Source organism: Heliobacterium mobile (genome assembly GCF_009720735.1).
GTDB lineage: Bacteria > Bacillota > Desulfitobacteriia > Heliobacteriales > Heliobacteriaceae > Heliobacterium > Heliobacterium mobile.
Genome location: NZ_WNKU01000010.1, coordinates 79,140 through 99,515, shown reverse-complemented (window position 1 = coordinate 99,515; position 20,376 = coordinate 79,140). Strand labels below are relative to the sequence as shown.

Below are 20,376 nucleotides of genomic sequence, written 5' to 3'. Positions count from 1 at the left end.
TTCTACCCAATTTGTAGGAAGCCAAGTGGAGACTGAAAATCTTTTAGGTGAAAGATAAAGTTATTTTGCATGAATGATTGTATAAAGGCTTGTGGCGAAAGGGTTTTAAGAAAATGAATAAAACAAAGTTAGTGCTTACAGTATCTGTTTTTATTATGATCGTCACTCTTGTAAATATCCCTCCGGCACTTGCGTTATCAACCTCAGAAACGACGATATTAAAAATAGGTGTCGATAATCAACCTGTTCAAGACGTTGTTTTTTTTGAGGGAACTCCTGCTGCTTTTAGGGAAGGCCAAGAGTTGCGGATTTATCTTACTCCAGGCGTAGAGTATTCCTGTACTCCTAGCGTAACGGTCACTGAAGGAGACTTAGACATAGAAAAAGGTTCTGTTTCTGACCACGGCTCTTATATAAGCATTATTGTGAAATCAGAAAGTACGGAACCGTCTGCATTACGGATAAGTAACTTACGACTTAAGGTGAACCGTGCCGTGCCTGATGGGAACGTCGTGATGAGCTTCAATAATTCGAGAAATTTATCCGAAGTGGTTGGTAAAGTTGATTTGTATTCTATGCTTAACAGGAATGTATCGAAATTCCAAGTGGGAAAATATTATTACTCGTTAAACTCGAATGATCGGACGATGGATGTTGCTCCATATGTCAAGAATGGAAGGGTTTTTCTCCCTTTAGTTTATATCTGTGAAGCCATAGGTCTTGATAAATCTGACATACATTGGAACAGTATTGAACAAAGACTTACTTTATATAAGGGAAATAAATCCATTGAATTGAAAGTTGGCGAACCGATTTTACTTGTAAATGGTTCAGAAGTATTCATGGATACTTCCCCTGAAATTGTAGAACCAGGTAGAGTTATGTTACCGGCGCGATGGGTTGTTGAAAAATTCGGTGGAACCGTTGAATGGATGCAATCCACACAAACGGTAAATATCTATATGGAACCCAATTAGCCTAGTGGTTTCAATAGGTATATGTAGAACTTAGATTTAGAAGGAAAAACGGTTGTTAATGGGAAGATAAAGGGGTAGTTCTTATGCAGGCAATCATTGAAGCAAAGAATCTAATAAAACGGTACAACGACTTTACGGCCGTCAACGGTGTCGACTTTTGCATTGACGAAGGCGAATGCTTCGGCTTTCTCGGTCCTAACGGTGCAGGAAAGAGTACGACCATGCGCATGATCTACGGCCTATCCCGGGTCGACGCAGGAGAACTGACGATCTTAGGAGAAAAAATCAGCCTCACTCCCCCGGCGGTTAAGGCCCAACTCGGCATCGTCCCCCAAGAGGATAACCTAGACCCGGATCTGACCGTCATGGAAAATCTTTTGGCCCATGCTCGTTTCTACGGTATTCCCTCTGGCGAGGCTGAGGCGAGAGCCAAAGAACTACTTGAATTCATGGGTCTCGATGTCAAATCAGATGATGACGTAGAAAGTTTGTCGGGCGGTCTCAAACGACGCTTGGTGATCGCCCGGGCACTCATCAACGAGCCCAAAATCGTCATTCTCGACGAACCGACGACAGGCCTCGACCCGGCAGCCCGTCACCTGGTCTGGCAGAAGCTTCGTCAACTCAAAGAGCGGGGGATCAGCCTTCTTCTCACGACCCACTACATGGAGGAAGCCAGTCAACTCTGCGACCGCCTTGTCATCATCAGCCAGGGAAAGATCCTGGCCGAAGGCTCCCCAGCCTGGCTAGTCCAGACATTGATTCCGCCGGAAGTCATCCAGGTGAACCTGCCCTCAACGAGCCTGCCGACCGGATTGGCCGAGCAAGTGAAAAAATGGAAGGCTCACCCTGTCATCCTCCCGGAAATGACCTTTCTATTCACTCCTGCCGGAGATCGGCTGTGGGAACAACTTCCTTCGTTGGGACTTAACCCGCGTTCATGTATTCACCGGCCCAGCAATCTGGAAGATGTTTATCTCACGTTGACGGGAGGGAACCTGGGCCAATGACTGTAAACGCCTGGCGCGTCTTTCGGCGCCACCTGAACGTGCTCAAAAAAACCTGGTTGAACAACCTCATGTTTAATTTTATTGAACCTTTCCTGTACCTACTCGCCATGGGTTTTGGTCTCGGGAACTTGGTTCAGGAAGTGGACGGCGTCAGCTATCTTCAGTTCATCGGCCTCGGCATGATCGCTTCGTCTGCCATGTGGGCAGCCACCTTTGAAGCTACCTACGGCAGCTTTGTCCGACTTCACTATCAAAAGACCTATCATGCCATGCTGGCCACACCGGCCACTGTGGCAGACATCGTCTTGGGCGACTTGCTCTTTGCCGCTTTGAAAAGCTTGATTTTCGGGATGGTTATTCTTTTCGTCGTAACAGGCCTAGGGCTTGTTCACTCCTTCTGGGCGCTGCTTATCCTTCCCTTTATGCTGATCCACGGTTTCTTTTTTGCCACCGTGGCCCTCACCTTTACCAGTTGGTGCAAACACATCGACTATTTCAACTATTACATCACCCTTTTTTCCACGCCGATGTTTCTTTTCTCAGGGATCTTCTTTCCGCTGAATACCCTCCCGGCGTGGGCCCAATGGTTTGCTTGGCTCAATCCGCTCTTTCATAGCGTCGAAGTGGTCCGCAAGCTAGGCTTAGGGCGACTCGAGCCTGTCCTTTTGATTCATGTGATCATACTGATAGCATTGTCATCCCTCTTAGCGTGGTTACCGATCCGGATGATGGAAAAACGGCTTATTCAATAAACAATCTCAAATATGTTCTCTAAAGGTAAAACTTCCTAGTGCTCGTTGAATTACTGGATAACCAAAAAATTCATAGAGAATCTTGACCGGTAAGCGATCTTTCGGTATCATTTATTTTGACAAAGGTTTACAACACACCACAGGTAAAGAAATCTCAAGGGTGAGATCAAGGCAACCTTTTGGTTGGCCCCTCGCCTTTGAGATTTTTTGTTTTTGCCAATCCTTGTGTCGATAGTGTCAGTGTAACAGAGCTAGAGAGGGAGTGAGTCCGATATGAACATTCAAACCCGCATGCAACTATCGATCATGTTAGTGGTGTTGCTCGTTTTTACAACGGTCATCGGTCTTAGCGTGTTCAAAACGCGGGAGCTCGTCATGGCCGACGCCCAGGAAAATGCGGTTCTCCTAGCCAAAGAACAAGGAAGTATGGTTAAGGCCCAATTAGAGAGACCACTCGTGGTCACCCGCACATTGGCAGACTCGCTGGCAGGAATGAAAAAAACAGGTTTTACTGACCGGGAACGGGCGAACGCCATGCTTCGAGAGGTCCTCATAAACACCCCGGGAATCCTGGCTGTATGGACCTGTTGGGAACCGAACGCCTTTGATGGTCAGGACGCGAAGTTTATCAACCAAGCTGGTCATGACCCGTCGGGACGTTACGTACCCTATTTTTCTCGGCTTAATGGAAAGATTAACTTGGAGCCGCTGGTAGAATATGAAACCCCTGGGCCAGGCGATTACTATCTCTTGGCCAAAAAAAGCGGTAAAGAGCAAATTATTGAGCCTTACGACTATCCTGTCGATGGAAAGATAGTCCACATCACCTCTCTGGTCAGTCCCATCATCATCGACGGAAAATTTGTCGGCGTTACGGGAATTGACATGGCCTTAGGGAACATCCAGGAGGATATCTCTCAAGTCAAGCTCTATCAGTCTGGTGGACTACAACTCCTTTCCAACAGCGGAATTTTTGTCACCCATAAAGACCCCGCGAACATAGGAAAACGAATTCAAGAGAGCAGTGAAGCCGACGGAGCAGGCATCTACCAGTCCATCAAGAGTGGTCAAATATATTCAAAAAACGCCTTTTCGCCGCTTATGAACGAAGAGGTTTACCGGGTCAGCGTGCCCATTCGGGTAGGGAATACGGAAACACCCTGGTCGCTAAGCACCCTTGTTCCGGTCGATGAGATCTATGCCCAATCAAAACAGTTGATGATGTTGCAGGTCATGGCCGGTACTGGAGGCATGGTACTGCTGGCTGCCGTCATCTGGATCATCGCTCGGCAGATCAGTAAACCCATCAGAATCGCCGCAGCCCGCCTCGTTCGCGCCGCTGATAATGACTTTTCTACGGACGTACGGCCTGAATTCCTCAACCGCAAAGATGAAATTGGCCAGATGGCAAGGGCGATGGACCAGATGAACCAGAACATGCGCCAGACGATCGGGCAAATTACGGAAGAGGCCCATAGGATCCTCGCATCGGGGCACGAATTGTCAGGGGCTTCCCAGTCCGTTTCAGCGAACATGCAAGAAGTGACTGCTTCGACGGAGGAGATTACCGCCGGCATCGAAAACGTTTCGGCTACTTCGGAAGAGGTGACCGCAGCGGCCGAAGAGATGGCCAGTTCCCTGGCTCAATTAAACCGAGAAGCGGAAAAATCTTTTCGAAAGGCCAGGGAGGTTGGGGACAGAGCCCTTCATCTGCTCGAAAACGCCGACCGAGCCCAAAAATCGGCCCGGGAACTGTCCAGCAGCATCAACAGCCACATGAAAGAGGCGATCGCAGAAGCTAAAGTGGTAGAGAATATCGCTACACTAGCCGATTCCATTGCCGGAATCGCTTCCCAAACCAATCTGCTGGCCCTAAACGCTGCGATCGAAGCGGCACGCGCCGGCGAACAGGGAAGAGGCTTCGCTGTCGTCGCCGAAGAGGTGCGTAAGTTAGCTGCTGACTCAGCCGAGACGGTAGGCAATATTCAAGCGGTCATTGCTCAAGTGCGTCATGCCATTGATTCACTGGTCACTAACGCGAATGCGATGCTCCGGTTTATCAACGAAAAAGTCGGTCAAGACTATGACCTCTTCGCCCAAGTTGGTCATCACTATAAAGAAGATGCTGATCTGTTCCTGGCCGTCGCCCAGGAGACGGGTGAACTGAGCCAACACGTCCTCCAGATGGTTGATGAAGTCACCAAGGCTTTCGATACGGTCTCTACGATGGTCTCCCAATCGACCATCGGTGCCACCGGTATCGCCAAAGAGATCGACTTAGCTGGTCGATCCCTCAACGAGATTGCTGAATCGGCGTCTGCTCAGTTGGCTTTGGCTGAACGGATGAACAGTATGGTCAGTAAGTTTAAACTGGAGTAATTGTGAAAAAACCTGCAAAATAAACGGTAAACCAGATTCAACCAGATTTTATGATGCAGCTATTCAAGAAGTAGTTATTCAATTCGAAGAAAGAACTATGTCGATAGAGGAATAAAGAGAGTGGACATCCAATGCGAATTTGGGCGTCCACTCTCTTTCATTGTAAAAATTACTGCTCCCAGATAACAAACACAGTGACAAGCACACTTGAAATCAACGACGAATATAATGCAACGCATCCGGTGAGAAAAGGGGTGAGAAAATGGCCGTCATCAGAGCGCCGGAGAATGAGGTTCGATTATTGGCTCAACTGATGCGTGCCGAAGCTGAAGGCGAAGGTGACTTAGGCATGCTCATGGTCGGCAATGTGGGCGTAAACCGGGTATTGTCGAATTGCTTGGACTTTCGAGATATTCGGAACCTCACCCAGATGATATACCAGTCGCCGGGCGGCTTCGAAGCCGTAGAAAAGCCCTACTTCTACCAACGTGCCCGGGAACAGGACATACGCTTGGCCCGACGTGTGATCGGCGGAGAGAGGACATGGCCAGCCAGTAATGCTTTGTGGTTTTTTCGACCTGAAGGTGGTTGTCCTGGTGAGTGGTTTAACCAAAGAAATACGGGGCGCTATAAAGCCCATTGTTTCTTTGCACCGACGGGGGAAGATTGCCCCCGAGTCTTTTGAGTCGATGAGAAAGGGAGTGGCCTAATGGCAGATAAAGAACGCCTTAGCGAAGAACTCGTTCAAGAGGCAAGTGCAGCCTACGACACACAGGTGGTCGTCAGCAACGCCTCTTGCGGTTGTGAACCGGACCGCAGACAGCCGATGGAAGCTCACCGCCCCTATACACCACCGATGAGCTATGAATCGCCGGCCCAATACGAATCACCGACCGAGTGCAGTCCGCGAAGACCTTTCGTATCCCCCATAGCTCGTATGCCTGAGATGCCTTTTGAATGCCCCATGGCAGGTATGCCTCATATGCCTTATGAATCCCCCATGTCCTACGGTCCCTGCGGGCATCCGGAGAGCTATATGCCAGAAATGCATTCCTACGACCTCTCGTACCCTTACACAGCCCATCAAGTATGCCCACAGCAGCCAATGGAACAGGCGCCGATGATGCCTATGCCGTCGATTCCTGCGCCGATGCCATCGATGCCAGGACCGATGGATATGACGCCGATAGTCCCCGGTCAACCGATGACACCAGCACCTGCTCCTGTACCGTCCCCTGTTACAGGACCGGAAACACAAGTACCCACCGTCCCGGCCCCGCCCAGCGGTGGTAGAATTCCCGGTATGACCCAACCAGGGATGGGAGAAATGCCTGGTATGCTCCCTGTTGAACAATCCTATATCGAAAACATCCTGCGCTTGAACAGAGGTCGTGTGGCTACCGTCTATATGACCTTTGAGAATAACGAACAATGGAACGCAAAAATCTTCCGTGGAGTGATCGAAGCGGCCGGGCGGGATCACCTCATCCTCAGCGATCCCCGAACAGGCCGGCGGTACCTTCTAAAGATGATCAATGTCGATTATGTCACCTTTGACGAGCCTATCGCTTACTCTTACCCCTTTAACGGTCGTGTACCCTTGGACACGACGTCTCCTCGGTAGATCTGAAATAAAGTGAGTCTGCTGGACTGTGGAATCCGGTGGGCTCTTTTTCTTTTTCAAGGAAGAAAAAAGGAAAAAGGCTCGTCGAGGGCGAAGAAAAACGGGTAGAATATGACAGCACATATCATCCACAGATCACCCGGAAGGGGGTACAATCTTGCAAGCAAAAGACAGACTCATCGTTGCTTTGGACGTGGACACCCGGGAAGAAGCGATAGAAATCGTCCGGGCCGTAGGGGACTACTGCGGTCTGTTTAAAGTAGGGATGCAACTGCACAACAACGCCGGATTTTCCGTAACTGAGGAAATCATGGCGATGGGCTATCCGGTCTTTCTCGACCTAAAATTTCATGACATTCCCAATACCGTCGGTAAGGCGGCTTCTGTCGTCAGTCGCCGAGGTGTCAAAATGTTTACGGTTCACGCCTCCGGCGGGGCGGACATGCTGTGCAAAGCTGTTCAGGGGGCGAATAGTTCGGGGAATTCGCCCGTTGTCCTGGCTGTAACGGTACTCACTTCCGTCTCCCAACAAGTGCTCAACGATGAAATCGGACTCGCTGGTCCCGTAGAAGACCATGTAGTTCGATTTGCCCGGTTGGCTCAACAAGCCGGTGTCACCGGTGTCGTGGCCTCCCCTCGGGAGATCGAACCGATTCGGCAAGCCTGTGGGAACGACTTTGTCATCGTCACCCCAGGAGTTCGTCCCGTCTGGGCCGGTGGGGACGACCAAGCTCGTGTCATGACACCGGCAGAAGCGATAGCAGCCGGCGCCTCCTATTTGGTGGTAGGCAGGCCGATCACAGCCGCACCGGATCAGGCGGCGGCAGCGCAGCGGATCGTGGAAGAGATGGCCGAGGGCCTGGCACGTCGTTCTCATAATCGACGTTAGAACAGCAGCGATAAATAGAAAGGAAGTTTCTATCCATGGCATCGATGACGAAAGAACAAGTCTTGGACATATTTCTTAGAAGTGACGCGCTTTTAGAAGGGCATTTTCGTCTTACCTCAGGCCGGCACAGCAACCGCTATGTACAATGCGCTCAAGTTCTCCAATACCCTGCCTACACGGGACAACTGGCCGCGTTCCTGGCGGAACGAGTTCGTGAAGCCGTTGGCACACCTGATTTGGTCGTGGGACCGGCGATGGGCGGCATTCTTGTTGCCTACGAAGTGGGACGAGAGCTCGGCGTCCGCTCGATTTTCACGGAACGGGAGAACGGCGCCATGACCTTGCGGCGGAGCTTCGCCGTCAAGCCCGGTGAAAAAGTCGTCGTCTGTGAAGACGTCGTCACAACTGGCGGTTCTGTAAAAGAAGTGATGGAAGTGGTCCGCAAGGCCGGCGGTGAAGTTCTCGCTGTCGCTTCCCTCATCGACCGCTCCAATGGCGTAGTAGATTTTGGCGTCCCCTTCCAAAGTGCTCTGTCCATGGAGGTCATCTCCTGGGAGCCGGAAGAATGCCCCTTGTGCAAGGAAGGAATTCCTGCCATTAAACCGGGAAGCCGCACCTAGCTTTGCCTCTGAGGCAGTTCTAGCTTATAATACAAGTGTCGGTGATCCGGAAGGGGGATCATGGTGAGGTTATTAAAGCCGGCTCAGCGGGTGGAAGCCGTTCATGAACTGAACGTCAGCGAATTGACCGCTCGGGGCATCCAGGGGATCATCATCGACTTGGACAACACCTTGACCGAGTGGAATGAATATCACCTTTGTCCAAAAGTGCACCAGTGGCTTTCCGACTTGGAAGTTCAAGGCATAAAAGTTTGCATCCTGTCTAATAACAAGGAAAAACGTGTGCAACCCTTCGCCGCCGGATGCCGCATACCCTACTACATCTCCGGCGCTCGCAAGCCGCGGCGCAAAGGTTTTATTCGGGCTATGCAGATCATGGGGACAACACCGGAAAACACGATCGTGATCGGCGATCAAATCTTCACCGATGTCCTCGGCGGTAACCGTTCAGGCATCCATACGGTTCTCGTCAATCCGATCAGCCGACGGGAGTTTTTCGGTACCCGCATGGTCCGCCGTATTGAGCGGATAGTCTTGCGAGAAAAGAAACCTCGCTCAGAACGAAAAAAGTTTTTTGTGTTTAAAAGGAGGGAGGGTCAGCCATAACCGGTTGACCCTCTTTTCTTCCTATTTGTGCTCGTTTTTGTAAGCCAAAACGATGATCTCCCCGTTTCCGCCCAACTGGCCGTTGAGCTGCTTTTCCGCTTGGGAAAGAATATTCATCTGCTCGGAACTCAGATTGGCGAAAGGCAGTTTTTTATCTTCCATCGAAGAAAACCTCCTTTAGAGCTATTCTTACAGATAAAAGTAGTATACCCTGTTTAACTGCATACCAACCTTAGGGTAAGAAAAATTGAGGTGAATCGGATGAATGCCTTACCGACCGCGACAAATGTCTTTATCGATGGGGCCACACAATGGGTGGCCCTGCTTGGCCAACCTGTGAAACATTCCTTTTCCCCGGCCATGCACAATGCGGCCTTTTCCTACCTGGAAATGAACTGGCGTTACGGAGCTTTTGCCGTTGCCACAGAAAAACTGGGAGAAGCCATTCGAGGCTTGGCGGCTCTCGGCTTTCGCGGCGCCAACGTCACTGTTCCCCATAAAGAAGCTGTCATGGAACATCTTGACGCCGTTGATCCGGCGGCACTGCGCCTGGGCGCTGTCAATACGATTGTCTTTTCGGAGGGAAAAAGAACTGGTTACAACACGGACGGCAGCGGATTTATGCGGGGGCTTGCTGAAGAGGGCGTCACTGTCGCTGGTAAATCGGCCGTCATACTAGGTGCCGGCGGAGCGGCACGGGCCGTCATCTTTGCCCTAGCTGATGCGGGTGTTCGTCGTCTCACCGTTGTGAATCGCTCTGCCGACAAGGCGGAAGCGCTTCTAAAAGCAGTGGTCACTGCCACCGGGAGCGATTCCGATGGTGAATTCCCTTCGAAGAGGATAGAGTATGCTGTCTGTCCATGGGAAGTCGAAGAGCTTCGGCATCACCTTGAAGAAGCGGACCTGCTGATCAACGCCACCTCATTAGGGATGGTCAAGGGGGGCCGGATTGAACCTTATCCCATCGCGATAGAGAAGTGGCTGACGGGAAGGCCTTTTATCGCCGATCTTGTCTATAACCCTGTGGACACAATATTGCTCAAAACCGGTCGGGACCGAGGGATGCGGGGCCAAAACGGGTTACCGATGCTCCTGTATCAGGGGGTGCGAGCTTTCGAACTTTGGACGGGCCGTGAAGCGCCGGTGGAAGTAATGCAGCAGGTGCTAAAAGCGAAAATGGCTCAGCCGTAGGACTTCAAGGGTAGACAAAACAGCATGAACAGAGGAAAAGGTCATGGAGGCAGGAATTTTTCGTCTAGACGTGGAATTAGGCGAAGATTGACAGTTTATGCGTATCGATGCTGACCATAAATTTCCCCACCGGAGAAAGGATATAGAGAAGATGACAGTATTGCGGTACCTTACAGCCGGTGAATCACACGGCCCGGCCTTGACAGTGATCATGGAAGGCATGGTGGCCGGTCTTCCCATCGAGGCCGACGATATCGATAAAGAACTGGCCAGACGGCAAAAAGGGCACGGCCGGGGCGGTCGAATGACTATCGAGAAAGATCATGTGGCCATCCAGTCCGGCCTGCGCGGTGGCCTCACCTTGGGCAGCCCCATTTGCCTGCAGGTCGAAAACCGGGATTGGAAGAACTGGACAAAGATCATGGCCCCCCATATTCATGCCGCCCTGAACGAACGGCGCGTCAGCTACCCTCGTCCGGGCCACGCTGACCTACCTGGGGCCATCAAATACAACCACCGGGACATGCGAAATATCTTAGAGAGATCCAGCGCTCGTGAAACAGCGGCAAAAGTAGCTGCTGGGGCCGTGGCCCGCCGCTTTCTGGCTGAACTGGGTATTCAAGTTTGTTCCCACGTCTTATCCATCGGCGGCGTCTACAGCGCCGGGCTGAAGATGTGCAGTGAACGATCAGACAGCGAATGGTTACACATCGCTGAACGGGCCGAAAATTCGCCGGTCCGCTGCGCCGACAGCGAGGCTGAAGCGCTGATGATGGTGGCTATTGACCGGGCCAAGGAAAAAGGCGACAGCCTCGGCGGTGTTATCGAACTGGCCGTCACCGGGCTTCCCTATGGCATCGGCAGTCACGTTCACGGTGACCGGCGGCTCGACGGACGGATCGCTGGTGACATGATGTCCATTCAAGCCATCAAAGGCGTCGAAATCGGTATCGGTTTCCGGTCCGCCGATTTGCCCGGTTCGAAAGTTCACGACGAAATCGTCTACCGGGACGGTGAAGGATATCGGCATAGCACGAACCGGGCCGGCGGTATCGAAGGGGGCATCACCAACAGCGAACCCCTCGTCGTGCGCATTGCTATGAAGCCGATTCCGACGCTGTACAGCCCTTTAAAAACCGTCGATATCGACACCCATCAGGTTGTGGAAGCGACGGTGGAACGTTCCGACGTCTGTGCTGTACCGGCAGCGGCCGTCGTCGCTGAAGCGGTACTAGCCCTGACGATTGCCGACAGCCTACTAGAGACGACAGGCGGAGACACTCTCGAACAGGTCAAAATCCGTGTGGCCGCCATGCGAGAACAAGCCGAACGCTTTTAAGGCGGGGAAAGATATGAACGACAAAAGGGAAAATAAACATAATATCGTCCTCATCGGCTTCATGGGAACGGGCAAGTCCACCGTAGGCAAGAAACTGGCCGCTCGGCTCCGTTGCGCTTACTTGGATACGGACGCTGAGGTCGAACGGGTGACCGGGCTGACGATCCCCCAGATCTTCGATCGCTTTGGTGAGGTGCGCTTTCGTTCCGAAGAGTCCCTCGTAGCCCAGAAAGTGGCGGCCATGGAGCGAACTATCGTCTCCACCGGCGGCGGGATCGTCTTGAATCGGGCTAACTTGGAAGCCTTGGGGTCGACAGGGATCCTCATCCGGCTTAACGCCCGCCCGGAAGTGATCTGGTCCCGGGTAGCCCGGCGGACCCATCGGCCTTTGATTAAAAAGGACATCACCCCGGAAGATATCGAACACATGATGGCTGTCCGCGAGCCCTACTACGGCTGTGCCGATCTGGATGTGGACACATCGGAACGGACCGTGCCGGAGATCGTGGAATACATCCTGGACTTCCTGAACCGGCGGGAAGGCGAGGACTGGCGTCCCCTGCCGGAAGAGACCGAGGAGGGAAAGGTGAATGACGAAAACGCTGATGACAGAAAACCCGCCGATAGCACGGACGACAGTGATAGTCGAACTGGGTGACCGCACATACCCCATCGAAATCGGTCCCGCCATGATCGACCAGGCCGGCGAACTGCTGGCCGGGCGTCTTTCCGGGAAGAAGATATTGATCGTCACGAACAAAGAGGTCAATCGACTCTGGGGAGACAAACTGCGCCGCTCGTTGATCGCTGCCGGATATACGGTGGCGACGGCAGAAATGGCTGACGGCGAAGAATATAAGAACCTGGAAACCTTATCGAAACTGTATGATGCTTGTGTAGAGGCCAAACTGAACCGTTCCTCGGCCATCGTGGCCTTAGGCGGCGGTATCACGGGTGATGTGGCCGGCTATCTGGCTGCCACCTACATGCGCGGGATCGATTTTGTCCAGGTTCCGACGACGCTGCTTGCCCAAGTGGACTCCAGCGTCGGCGGAAAAGTGGCTGTAAACCACCGACACGGGAAAAACATGATCGGCGCCTTCTATCAACCGAAGATCGTCATCATCGACACGAACAGTTTGTCCACGCTCCCGAAACGAGAAGTGGCTGCCGGTTACGGCGAAGTGTTGAAGACGGCCATCCTGGGAGACAGGGACCTCTTTGCATACCTCGAAAAAAATGCCCAGGCCGTCGTCGAACAGGAAGCTGATGCACTACGCTACGTCATCGCTGCCTGTTGCTGGGTGAAAGCGAAAGTGGTGGCCGCTGACGAGCGGGAGTCAGGCCTTCGGGCGATCTTAAACCTGGGACATACTTTCGGTCATGCCATCGAAACGTTGACGGAGTATAAAGTCTACAAGCATGGTGAAGCTGTGGCCGTTGGACTTATCGCTGCCTGCAACCTGGCTGAGAAAGTCACCGGCCTTTCGCCCGATACTACGGAGAGAGTGAGAAAGCTCGTCGAGGCAGCAGGGCTGCCGACAAGGTTCCCTGATTTCCCGGTGGAAAAGTGGAAAGAAGCATTGATGATGGATAAGAAAAACACCGATTCCGGTGTGGTCTTTGTGGTACCCACTTCGATCGGAGAGTATTGCATCACCCCGGAAGTTTCGCTGTCAGTTGCTTTGGAGTCGATTGAGACGCTGACGATTTGACGATTTAAACATTGAATTGAAACAGCCTGCCAGATAGCAGGCTGTTTTTATTGTAAAACCCATTTCATGGTAGACGGTCCCAACGGATCATGCCCTTTTTATTTTCGGAAAAGTTATTGTTGAATATTTACAAATATATACTTTGAAGTTAATATTTGATCGAAGAATAAGATACTGGCTAATGTTATTTCGAAACGTTGGGAGGGAGTGTCGATGATTCGGTCTTTTGTTCGTAGAGATCCGCGAATCAACTCGAAGGGATTTACTCTCGTCGAACTGCTGCTGGTCTTAGCGATCATCAGTATTTTATTTGCTGTCATCGTCCCACGCCTAGGTCAAGCTACAGAAAAAGCAAAGCTATCGGGAGTCAAGAATGACTTTCGCGCCTTTGATACTGCCCTAAGGCAGTACTACATGGAAAAAAGTAAATTTCCCTCTACGGACGAAGAAAAAGATACATCTTCCCTTTTGGTTACGGGGAAGTACATCGATAAGTCTCCCGTCAGTACGATCGACCCTTGGGAACATAAATATACCTATGAAGGAGAGGCAGGCAAGGTGAAGATCACTTCCTACGGTCCGAATGGAACGACCAGTACTTCAGATACGGACGATATTGCGATGACGATTACAAAAAACGCAAACGGTTTGCTCGAAACAACCTATTCCAATTTGCCGTAACCGTGTTGTACAGAGTTATGAAACGTCAAAAGCAAATAGTTGGTCTAGACATGGGGCGAACAGGGATTCGACTTGTCGAGTTAACTCAGCGAGAGAATCACTACGAAATCACAGGAGTGATTCAAAAATCTCTTCCACCGGAGGTGCGAGGAGAGGAAAAGCGAAGGCTAGAGATGAATAGGGCACTCTTACAGGAGTGTGTTCTAGAGATTGAAGGCAAGGGTAAGCCCGTCGTCGTCAGCTTTCCCTCTGATCACCTTCTACTCCGTCACATACGTATGCCGAACATCGCTGAACAGGAGTTGCGTTCGGCCCTACAGTGGGAAGTCGAAAAGTACTTACCGCATCCAGTGACAGATTATGTCTATGATTATATGGTCGCAAGCAGCAGGAACCGATCGGAAAAAACGGTACCCCTATTGCTCATTGCTTTACCGAAAAAGGAAGTACTGACTGTTTATGATGCTCTCGTCGAGTTGGGATTTCAGGTGCAAGCCGTTGAAACATCTTGTACAGCATTAGGTAGACTTCTAAACCATCTGATAGAGATGGATGTACAGAGCTATGGTTTTTTAGACATCGGCTACAAAGGTACCTTGGTGGGAATCATCAAGGAATCTAAAATTCGGTTCCTCCGTTATTTGTCTATAGGGAGCACCAATTTGGCAGATAGCCCGGATCAGACCGTTGATGCCTTCTTACAAAGTGTAAACTCCATCATCCAATCGTACATAAGTCAATCCCAGGACTATTCTTTTAGCCGACTATATTTAAACGGGACGCCGGCAATCACCGAATACATCCAAAGCTGTTTATCGAGTGCTGTTCCGTTTCGCACCATCCCATTGAGATTATCCAAGCTGACTTTGCCAGTTCAAGTAAATGGGATAGACCGGTTAACTTCTGATATGTCGATCGCCCTAGGCTTAGCCATGCGTGAAATAAAACGTCCATGACCCGTTGGGTAAAAGAAATCAGAAGGATGAACGCTTCCTTTCGCAAAACATGCCGAAAGGAGGCGTATTTTTTTAGGAATTATAAAAAATTACCAGAAATTAGAGGAATCCCAGAAAACACGTAGAAGAAAGAAATGTAATAAAATTCCAGATATTATAGGAGAGGTGGGTGAATTATGTCGTTTGCCACTCCGATCACTCGCATGCGGACACCGATGGACATTATCAAGGGTGAGATAAAAGAGCCCCAATTCCCAACGGATAGCTTTTGGAATCGAACCACCAGGCAGCTTTCAGAGAGTACCGACGAAATCGTAGCTGAAACTGTAGAAGAACCTGTCGTACATACGGTAAATAGCATCTTCGATCAGGCGATGACGGAAGGAGCTACGGACATTCATATCGATGTGCAAGAAGAGATGATGCGGATTCGGTTCCGTACCGATGGACTTTTACGAGACGTTCTGGAACTCCCCGTTACGATGCATGCCTCCTTAATTTCCCGAATTAAAGTCATGGCAGGTTTGGATATCGCGAAGCGGAAGGTTCCCCAAGACGGGCGGATTCAATATGCCAGCAAAGACAAAACCGTCGATTTGCGTGTATCCACCATCCCTACCTTATACGGTGAGAAATGCACCATTCGTTTGTTAGATAAACATCAAATGCTGCTCGGTTTAGAAGATTTGGGCTTTTGCAGAGACGCTATGGCCCAATACCGTACCTTAACCCAAAACACAGGTGGCATGATCCTGTTAACCGGTCCTACCGGAGCAGGGAAGACAACAACCCTTTATGCGACGGTAAAATCTCTCAATCGGGGAGAAAGGAATATTGTCACCATCGAAGATCCGATAGAATACGTCCTCCCCGGGGTTAATCAGGTGCAGGTATGTCCTAAAGCAGGATTGGACTTTGCCAATGGATTGCGATCCATCTTACGTCAAGATCCCGACATCATCTTAATTGGCGAAATTCGCGATGGAGAGACTGCCCATATCGCTGTCCAGGCAGCCATAACAGGACATCTCGTCTTATCGACGTTGCATACAGGGGATGCTGCTGAGGCGATTGGCCGGTTGCTGGATATGGGGGTAGAGCCGTTTCAGGTGGCATCGGCCGTCAAGGGTGTCGTGGCCCAGCGTCTGGTAAGGAAAATATGTTCTCGCTGTAAGACCGAGTACATACCTGCAAAGGGTTCAGAGGAACAAGAGTTTCTCAGCAAGGAATTCGGCATCAAAGCGGCCCTTTCTAAGGGAAAAGGCTGTAAATACTGCAATTTTACAGGCTATAGGCCGCACAATTATTCAAGAGGTTATGCCTGTCAATTCCCGATTGCGAGAATTGATCATGGTGAAGGCAAATGCGGAAGAGATCCGCAAGACCGCCATCGACAACGGGATGGAAAACCTACAAATAGCCGCGATTCGTAAGATCCTCGCCGGGGAGACGACAATAGAGGAATACATGCGCGTAGCCTACATGTCAAATGGCTAGATGCCGCAGGGGGAGATGGCATGGCTGCATACGCTTATCGGGTTTGGGATGCGAAGGGTCTCTTTTTTGAGGGTCTCGTCGAAGCGGAGACTGCACGGGATGCCGCCATCATACTGCAGAAACAGGGCTTTTATATCGTCAAGATTAAAAAATCGCAAAGGATCGCCCAGCTTTGGCTGCGGATGTCTAAGAATTTTAGTGGAAAACAAAAAATCACTTCGAAACAGATGGCTTTCTTTTGTCGACAGTTATCTACACTCGTCGATGCGGGCGTCCCTCTTTATAGCGGTTTGATCCTGTTGGCAAACCAGGGTAACCATCCGCTGCTTCAACAGACATTGTTTCAAGTGGCCCAAAAAATACATGAGGGAATGAGTTTGTCGGCGGCGATGAAAGGCCATCCGAAGTTTTTTCCAAAGCTCTTTGTACATATGGTGGAAGCGGGAGAACTGGGAGGCGTACTGGACGACGTTCTATCGAGACTGGCGACCTATTACGACAAGGAATATGAGACACAACGGAAAGTCCGGATGGCTATGTTATACCCCTTGTTGGTTTTCGTGCTCGCCTTGGGTTCGATTCTTTTTTTCCTTTTCTTCGCACTCCCTTCCTTCGCGAAAGTCCTAACGAGTCTCGGGATCCCCTTGCCGGAAATGACCAGGTTGACATTAACCACTGTGGAGGTTGTAAAGAAATACGGCTTTCTATGGGTGATGCTCCCTGTGGCCGCTTTCATTGTCGTGAGAAAGGCCTCTAAAAATCCTCGATGGGAGATAGAGGCGGAAAAGTTTATCTTTGGTCTTCCCCTGATCGGTGAATTACGCCGGCAAGCGGTGGTGGCTCGTATGAGCAGGATGTTGAGCATGCTTTTATCAAATGGGATGCATCTCATGCAATCGCTGCACATCGTCCGGCAGGTTTCAGGAAATCCGGTGATGGCGCAAGCGGTGCAGTTCATCGAAGAAGGGGTACGAAAAGGACAGACATTGACCGAAATGATGCAGATTTCCGGATTATTTCCGCCTCTGTTGCTCCAGATGATCTTTGTGGGGGAAGAGAGCGGAAATATGGACGGATTGTTGGCGAAAGCGGCTGATTACTACGAGACGGAAGTCGATTACAATACTCGCCGAACGATGGCACTCTTAGAACCCTTGTTGTTAATTTTCCTGGCGATGGTCGTCGGTTTTTTGGCCGTCTCCATGTTATTGCCTATGTTCGAAGCCATTAGCAAGATCTGATGGGGGGACCTTTGATGGTCGCGTTGATCTTCCCATGAAAAGAAAATGGATGAATGAACAAGGATTCACCTTGCTGGAACTGCTTCTCGTTTTGACCATCCTATCTGTGCTCTTTCTCGTCCTTACGCCGAAGATCAGTGCAGCGCCAAACCGGGCCAAGATGGCTGCCGTTTTAAGTGATTTTCAGACGGTAGAGTTGGCGGTCCGCTCCTATTTTGTCGATAAAGGGGTCTTGCCTTCGGCGGCAGATTTGAAAAACAGCAAACTGCTGGACAAGGATTTGGAAGGCACCTATCCAGTTCCGACGACGCCCTGGATCGATCCCTGGGGGAAGCCTTACTCCTATGAACCTGCTTCCCCGAGATCTTCCATCACTACCGTGAAAATCACTTCTCAAGGCATGGACGGAAACATTGGTAAGGACGATCTTCAGTTGACGATCACGATTCTCGACGGAAGATTAGTAACTACGACTCAGGGTTTCTAACCGGATGAACCGAATCTGAGGTGGAATTGATGAGTGAAATCAACTTGTTGCCAGCGGAACTTCGCGTAGAACGCAAAGCTTTTTTACGACAGTTACTTCTAACAACCCTAGCGGCACTGTTGTTGCCCTGTTTGGTCTATGGTCTCTCTGAATATGGGTTATTCTTGTTGCAACGACAAGTGAGTGAGATGGAGCAAAAGGTAGCTGATTTACATGGACAGCTTAACAATGCACCGGTAGTGGACGAAGAGTCGCAGCGAGAAGCGGCAGCGTTGGCAACAGTACTGGGGAAGGAGAGGCGGGGGATCACCGATCTGCTTCAACGGATCGGGGCGATGACGCCAGAGAAAATCACCTTTAAAAACGTCGAAGCAAGCGACCTGGAAAAAAGCGGCTCTTTGTCCATTAGCGGGAAAAGCGAAGATATGAAGGCGGTAGGCGAATTTATGGACAGCCTCAACCAACTCGGACAGATCGCCGAAGTATCCCTAGAAGACAGTTATCTGGTGAAAGCTGATTCAGAGGTAGAAGAACCGCAGGGGGTACATTTCAAAATCAGTTGTCGGTTATCGGACAACTGAATGGAGAGACGAACGAAATACGAAGACGGTGGCCTACATGGTAGAAGTTATTTCTTGGTGGCAAAATCGTACAGCTAGGGAAAAGAGTCTTTGTAAGTGGACAATGACAGTCCTGCTCGGTGCTTTTCTCTATGTTCACCTTTTGGAACCTCGCTGGGAGCGGTACCAAAAGCTATCTCACCAATTGGAAGCGGCCCAAAGGCAGTTTCGAGAACTTCAGCAGCAAGAGGAGATTCTTGCGGAACAACGGCGCGATCAAGAAGAACAATCGATCGAGCGGAACAAACGGATCAGTCAGTTGCCTGTCGATAGTCGTCATGGAGGACTGATCAGCAAGCTTGGGGAAGCGGCGCAAAATAACGAAGTACTCATCTTTCGCATGCTCCCGGACAGGACAGATGAACCGGAAAAGGGACAACGAAAAAAGATGCAAAGTGAAGAGGTGCCGAGTAAAAACCTGTTACCTGTAAACGAAGAAAAGGCTGGCGAAACCAGAGAGAATGATGGAAGTATCAGAGAAAGGCACTATCTCATCGTCCTGGAAGGAAGCTATGACGGAATTATGGGCTTTTTGCAAGAGCTTGAACAAAAAAATAACAGCCTTTCTCTGCGTTCCTGCCTGATAAAAAGTGAAGAACGAGAACATAAGGCTGCTGAAGTCGGAAGCAAGAACGAAAGGGTTCAACGTGATGACAGACTGGAAAATATAATCCAAGGAGCCATTCCGAATAAAGAGGAAGAGGAACTAGAACCGGGGCAAGAACCGGAACATAAGAGGGAACAACAAAAAGGGAAACGACTGGTGGCAGCGATTGAAATATCCTATTACACTCACCGAAGCGTTGACGTCATTCCTATGGGTAAAGCTCCTTTAGCAGGAGAGGAACTTGAAAAAATCCGCAGAAACCCCTTTACCTCCTTCTAGAAATCGTAGCGAGGTACCTTTCGTGAAACGTAAGCTAAGGAATCAACAAAATGGATTCACCTTGATTGAAGTCCTGATTGCGGTAACTCTTCTCACGATCGTTCTCGTGCCCCTTTTCGGCACTGTCGTTGCTGCAGAACGGTTAGAACGGCGAAGTGAACGGGCGACGCAAGCGTTGCTGCTCGCCCAGGACATCTTAGAACGTAAAATCGCACAGCTAAAGGTAGACTGGACAAATACAGATAACGACGTTCCGGCCGGTGTTGGCCTGCCGACCGGGTTTAGTGCCCGAATCGCGATAGAAGAGGCTGTGCAGTTGGCGCCTTTGGATGTAAAGGAGGTGGCAGTACGAATATGGATCCCCGACGTACCGGATCCATGCGAACTGACCACGATGGTTGCCCGCAGAACAAGTCCTTGATCGCCCGTCCGCCGGCAACATTTTACCAACGAGGCGGAAGCCTTATGTATGTGATTTTTCTCATCACGGCTCTGGGACTGATAGCGGCGACGATGGCACAGATGACCATGCACGCTATGACAGCCACAGGGGATCAAATCAAGATGGAACAGACTGTTTATGGCGCTGAGGCCGGTGTCGAAGCATCGATCGCCGCTATTGAAGATTTTTTGCAAACATCAGAAGCGGTAGATAATCATGTCCTCGTTGCCTTTCTGCAAGAGAAAATACCGTCTTTAACAGTCGCAAAAATTCAGGTCGCCTTGACCTATGATACAAGTTCTCTGAAATCAAATCGTGTCTATATCCGTGCCAGGGCGCGGCAGGAGGAATGCGAGTACGTTCACTTCGCCATAGTCACTTGGGAACAAACCGGCGATGGAGCCTTTTACATAGCATCGATTGATCATGCCACAGTATTCGGCGACGATGAGGCTTCCTGAGGT

General features: G+C 50.5%; 23 protein-coding genes and 1 pseudogene. 23 read left to right on the top strand and 1 reads right to left on the bottom strand.

Annotated elements, in window-relative coordinates:
- Positions 1–113 precede the first annotated feature (113 nt).
- From GJ688_RS10325 to GJ688_RS10285, 9 genes are all read left to right on the top strand, one after another.
- Positions 114–977 carry a stalk domain-containing protein gene (locus GJ688_RS10325; RefSeq protein ID WP_155476472.1) on the top strand — a complete coding sequence of 288 codons (864 nt, stop codon included), beginning with the start codon at positions 114–116 and terminating at the stop codon, positions 975–977.
- An 83-nt stretch (positions 978–1,060) separates the two neighbouring features.
- Positions 1,061–1,987 (top strand): ABC transporter ATP-binding protein, encoded by a 927-nt coding sequence (locus GJ688_RS10320; protein ID WP_155476471.1) that lies wholly within the window; start codon positions 1,061–1,063, stop codon positions 1,985–1,987.
- Entirely contained in the window at positions 1,984–2,739 is a 756-nt protein-coding gene (locus GJ688_RS10315) for an ABC transporter permease (RefSeq protein WP_155476470.1), read from the top strand. The genes GJ688_RS10320 and GJ688_RS10315 overlap by 4 nt, the downstream gene beginning before the upstream one ends.
- Before the next feature lie 273 nt (positions 2,740–3,012).
- The gene (locus tag GJ688_RS10310) at positions 3,013–5,118 is read left to right on the top strand and encodes a methyl-accepting chemotaxis protein (RefSeq protein WP_155476469.1); all 2,106 of its coding nucleotides are present in this window, start codon (positions 3,013–3,015) and stop codon (positions 5,116–5,118) included.
- 262 nt (positions 5,119–5,380) lie between these two features.
- Positions 5,381–5,803: a cell wall hydrolase gene (locus GJ688_RS10305; protein WP_155476468.1), complete on the top strand. Its 423-nt coding sequence runs from the start codon at positions 5,381–5,383 to the stop codon at positions 5,801–5,803.
- Positions 5,804–5,827: 24 nt separating this feature from the next.
- On the top strand, positions 5,828–6,742 hold the full coding sequence (gene gerQ, locus GJ688_RS20665) for a spore coat protein GerQ (RefSeq protein ID WP_235910905.1): 915 nt from the start codon (positions 5,828–5,830) through the stop codon (positions 6,740–6,742).
- Positions 6,743–6,899: 157 nt separating this feature from the next.
- Positions 6,900–7,631, top strand: a complete 732-nt coding sequence (gene pyrF, locus GJ688_RS10295; RefSeq protein WP_155476467.1) for an orotidine-5'-phosphate decarboxylase — start codon at positions 6,900–6,902, stop codon at positions 7,629–7,631.
- Between the two features lie 44 nt (positions 7,632–7,675).
- The gene (gene pyrE, locus GJ688_RS10290; protein WP_155476503.1) at positions 7,676–8,251 is read left to right on the top strand and encodes an orotate phosphoribosyltransferase; all 576 of its coding nucleotides are present in this window, start codon (positions 7,676–7,678) and stop codon (positions 8,249–8,251) included.
- A 63-nt stretch (positions 8,252–8,314) separates the two neighbouring features.
- A complete protein-coding gene (locus GJ688_RS10285; RefSeq protein ID WP_170291859.1) occupies positions 8,315–8,857 on the top strand; it encodes a YqeG family HAD IIIA-type phosphatase in 543 nt (180 codons plus the stop codon).
- A 21-nt stretch (positions 8,858–8,878) separates the two neighbouring features.
- Here GJ688_RS10285 and GJ688_RS10280 read toward each other — a convergent pair whose 3' ends face one another.
- Positions 8,879–9,019 (bottom strand): hypothetical protein, encoded by a 141-nt coding sequence (locus tag GJ688_RS10280; protein WP_155476465.1) that lies wholly within the window; start codon positions 9,017–9,019, stop codon positions 8,879–8,881.
- A gap of 99 nt (positions 9,020–9,118) precedes the next feature.
- Between GJ688_RS10280 and GJ688_RS10275 the strand changes: the two genes are divergently transcribed.
- From GJ688_RS10275 to GJ688_RS10215, 14 genes and pseudogenes are all read left to right on the top strand, one after another.
- Entirely contained in the window at positions 9,119–10,048 is a 930-nt protein-coding gene (locus tag GJ688_RS10275) for a shikimate dehydrogenase (protein WP_155476464.1), read from the top strand.
- Between the two features lie 151 nt (positions 10,049–10,199).
- Positions 10,200–11,387 (top strand): chorismate synthase, encoded by a 1,188-nt coding sequence (aroC, locus tag GJ688_RS10270; protein ID WP_328597351.1) that lies wholly within the window; start codon positions 10,200–10,202, stop codon positions 11,385–11,387.
- Between the two features lie 13 nt (positions 11,388–11,400).
- The gene (locus GJ688_RS10265) at positions 11,401–12,045 is read left to right on the top strand and encodes a shikimate kinase (RefSeq protein WP_155476463.1); all 645 of its coding nucleotides are present in this window, start codon (positions 11,401–11,403) and stop codon (positions 12,043–12,045) included.
- Complete coding sequence (aroB, locus tag GJ688_RS10260; protein ID WP_235910904.1) at positions 11,978–13,102, top strand: 3-dehydroquinate synthase; 1,125 nt, start codon at positions 11,978–11,980, stop codon at positions 13,100–13,102. The genes GJ688_RS10265 and aroB overlap by 68 nt, the downstream gene beginning before the upstream one ends.
- Positions 13,103–13,315: 213 nt before the next feature.
- Positions 13,316–13,783: a type II secretion system protein gene (locus GJ688_RS10255; protein ID WP_155476462.1), complete on the top strand. Its 468-nt coding sequence runs from the start codon at positions 13,316–13,318 to the stop codon at positions 13,781–13,783.
- Between the two features lie 17 nt (positions 13,784–13,800).
- Positions 13,801–14,739 carry a type IV pilus biogenesis protein PilM gene (gene pilM, locus GJ688_RS10250; RefSeq protein ID WP_155476461.1) on the top strand — a complete coding sequence of 313 codons (939 nt, stop codon included), beginning with the start codon at positions 13,801–13,803 and terminating at the stop codon, positions 14,737–14,739.
- 176 nt (positions 14,740–14,915) lie between these two features.
- Positions 14,916–16,022: pseudogene (locus tag GJ688_RS10245) on the top strand (GspE/PulE family protein); the annotation flags it as partial.
- A gap of 34 nt (positions 16,023–16,056) precedes the next feature.
- Positions 16,057–16,236, top strand: a complete 180-nt coding sequence (locus GJ688_RS21650; RefSeq protein WP_456237463.1) for a hypothetical protein — start codon at positions 16,057–16,059, stop codon at positions 16,234–16,236.
- Positions 16,237–16,256: 20 nt separating this feature from the next.
- Entirely contained in the window at positions 16,257–17,477 is a 1,221-nt protein-coding gene (locus GJ688_RS10240; RefSeq protein ID WP_155476459.1) for a type II secretion system F family protein, read from the top strand.
- A gap of 34 nt (positions 17,478–17,511) precedes the next feature.
- Positions 17,512–17,964, top strand: a complete 453-nt coding sequence (locus tag GJ688_RS10235; protein ID WP_155476458.1) for a prepilin-type N-terminal cleavage/methylation domain-containing protein — start codon at positions 17,512–17,514, stop codon at positions 17,962–17,964.
- 29 nt (positions 17,965–17,993) lie between these two features.
- On the top strand, positions 17,994–18,545 hold the full coding sequence (locus tag GJ688_RS10230) for a PilN domain-containing protein (RefSeq protein ID WP_155476457.1): 552 nt from the start codon (positions 17,994–17,996) through the stop codon (positions 18,543–18,545).
- Positions 18,546–18,582: 37 nt separating this feature from the next.
- Positions 18,583–19,470, top strand: coding sequence for a type II secretion system protein GspM (gene gspM / locus GJ688_RS10225; RefSeq protein ID WP_155476456.1), 888 nt, complete (start codon positions 18,583–18,585; stop codon positions 19,468–19,470).
- Positions 19,471–19,492: 22 nt separating this feature from the next.
- Positions 19,493–19,891 carry a type IV pilus modification PilV family protein gene (locus tag GJ688_RS10220; RefSeq protein WP_170291858.1) on the top strand — a complete coding sequence of 133 codons (399 nt, stop codon included), beginning with the start codon at positions 19,493–19,495 and terminating at the stop codon, positions 19,889–19,891.
- A complete protein-coding gene (locus GJ688_RS10215; RefSeq protein WP_170291857.1) occupies positions 19,825–20,373 on the top strand; it encodes a hypothetical protein in 549 nt (182 codons plus the stop codon). The genes GJ688_RS10220 and GJ688_RS10215 overlap by 67 nt, the downstream gene beginning before the upstream one ends.
- The last annotated feature ends 3 nt before the right edge of the window (positions 20,374–20,376 follow it).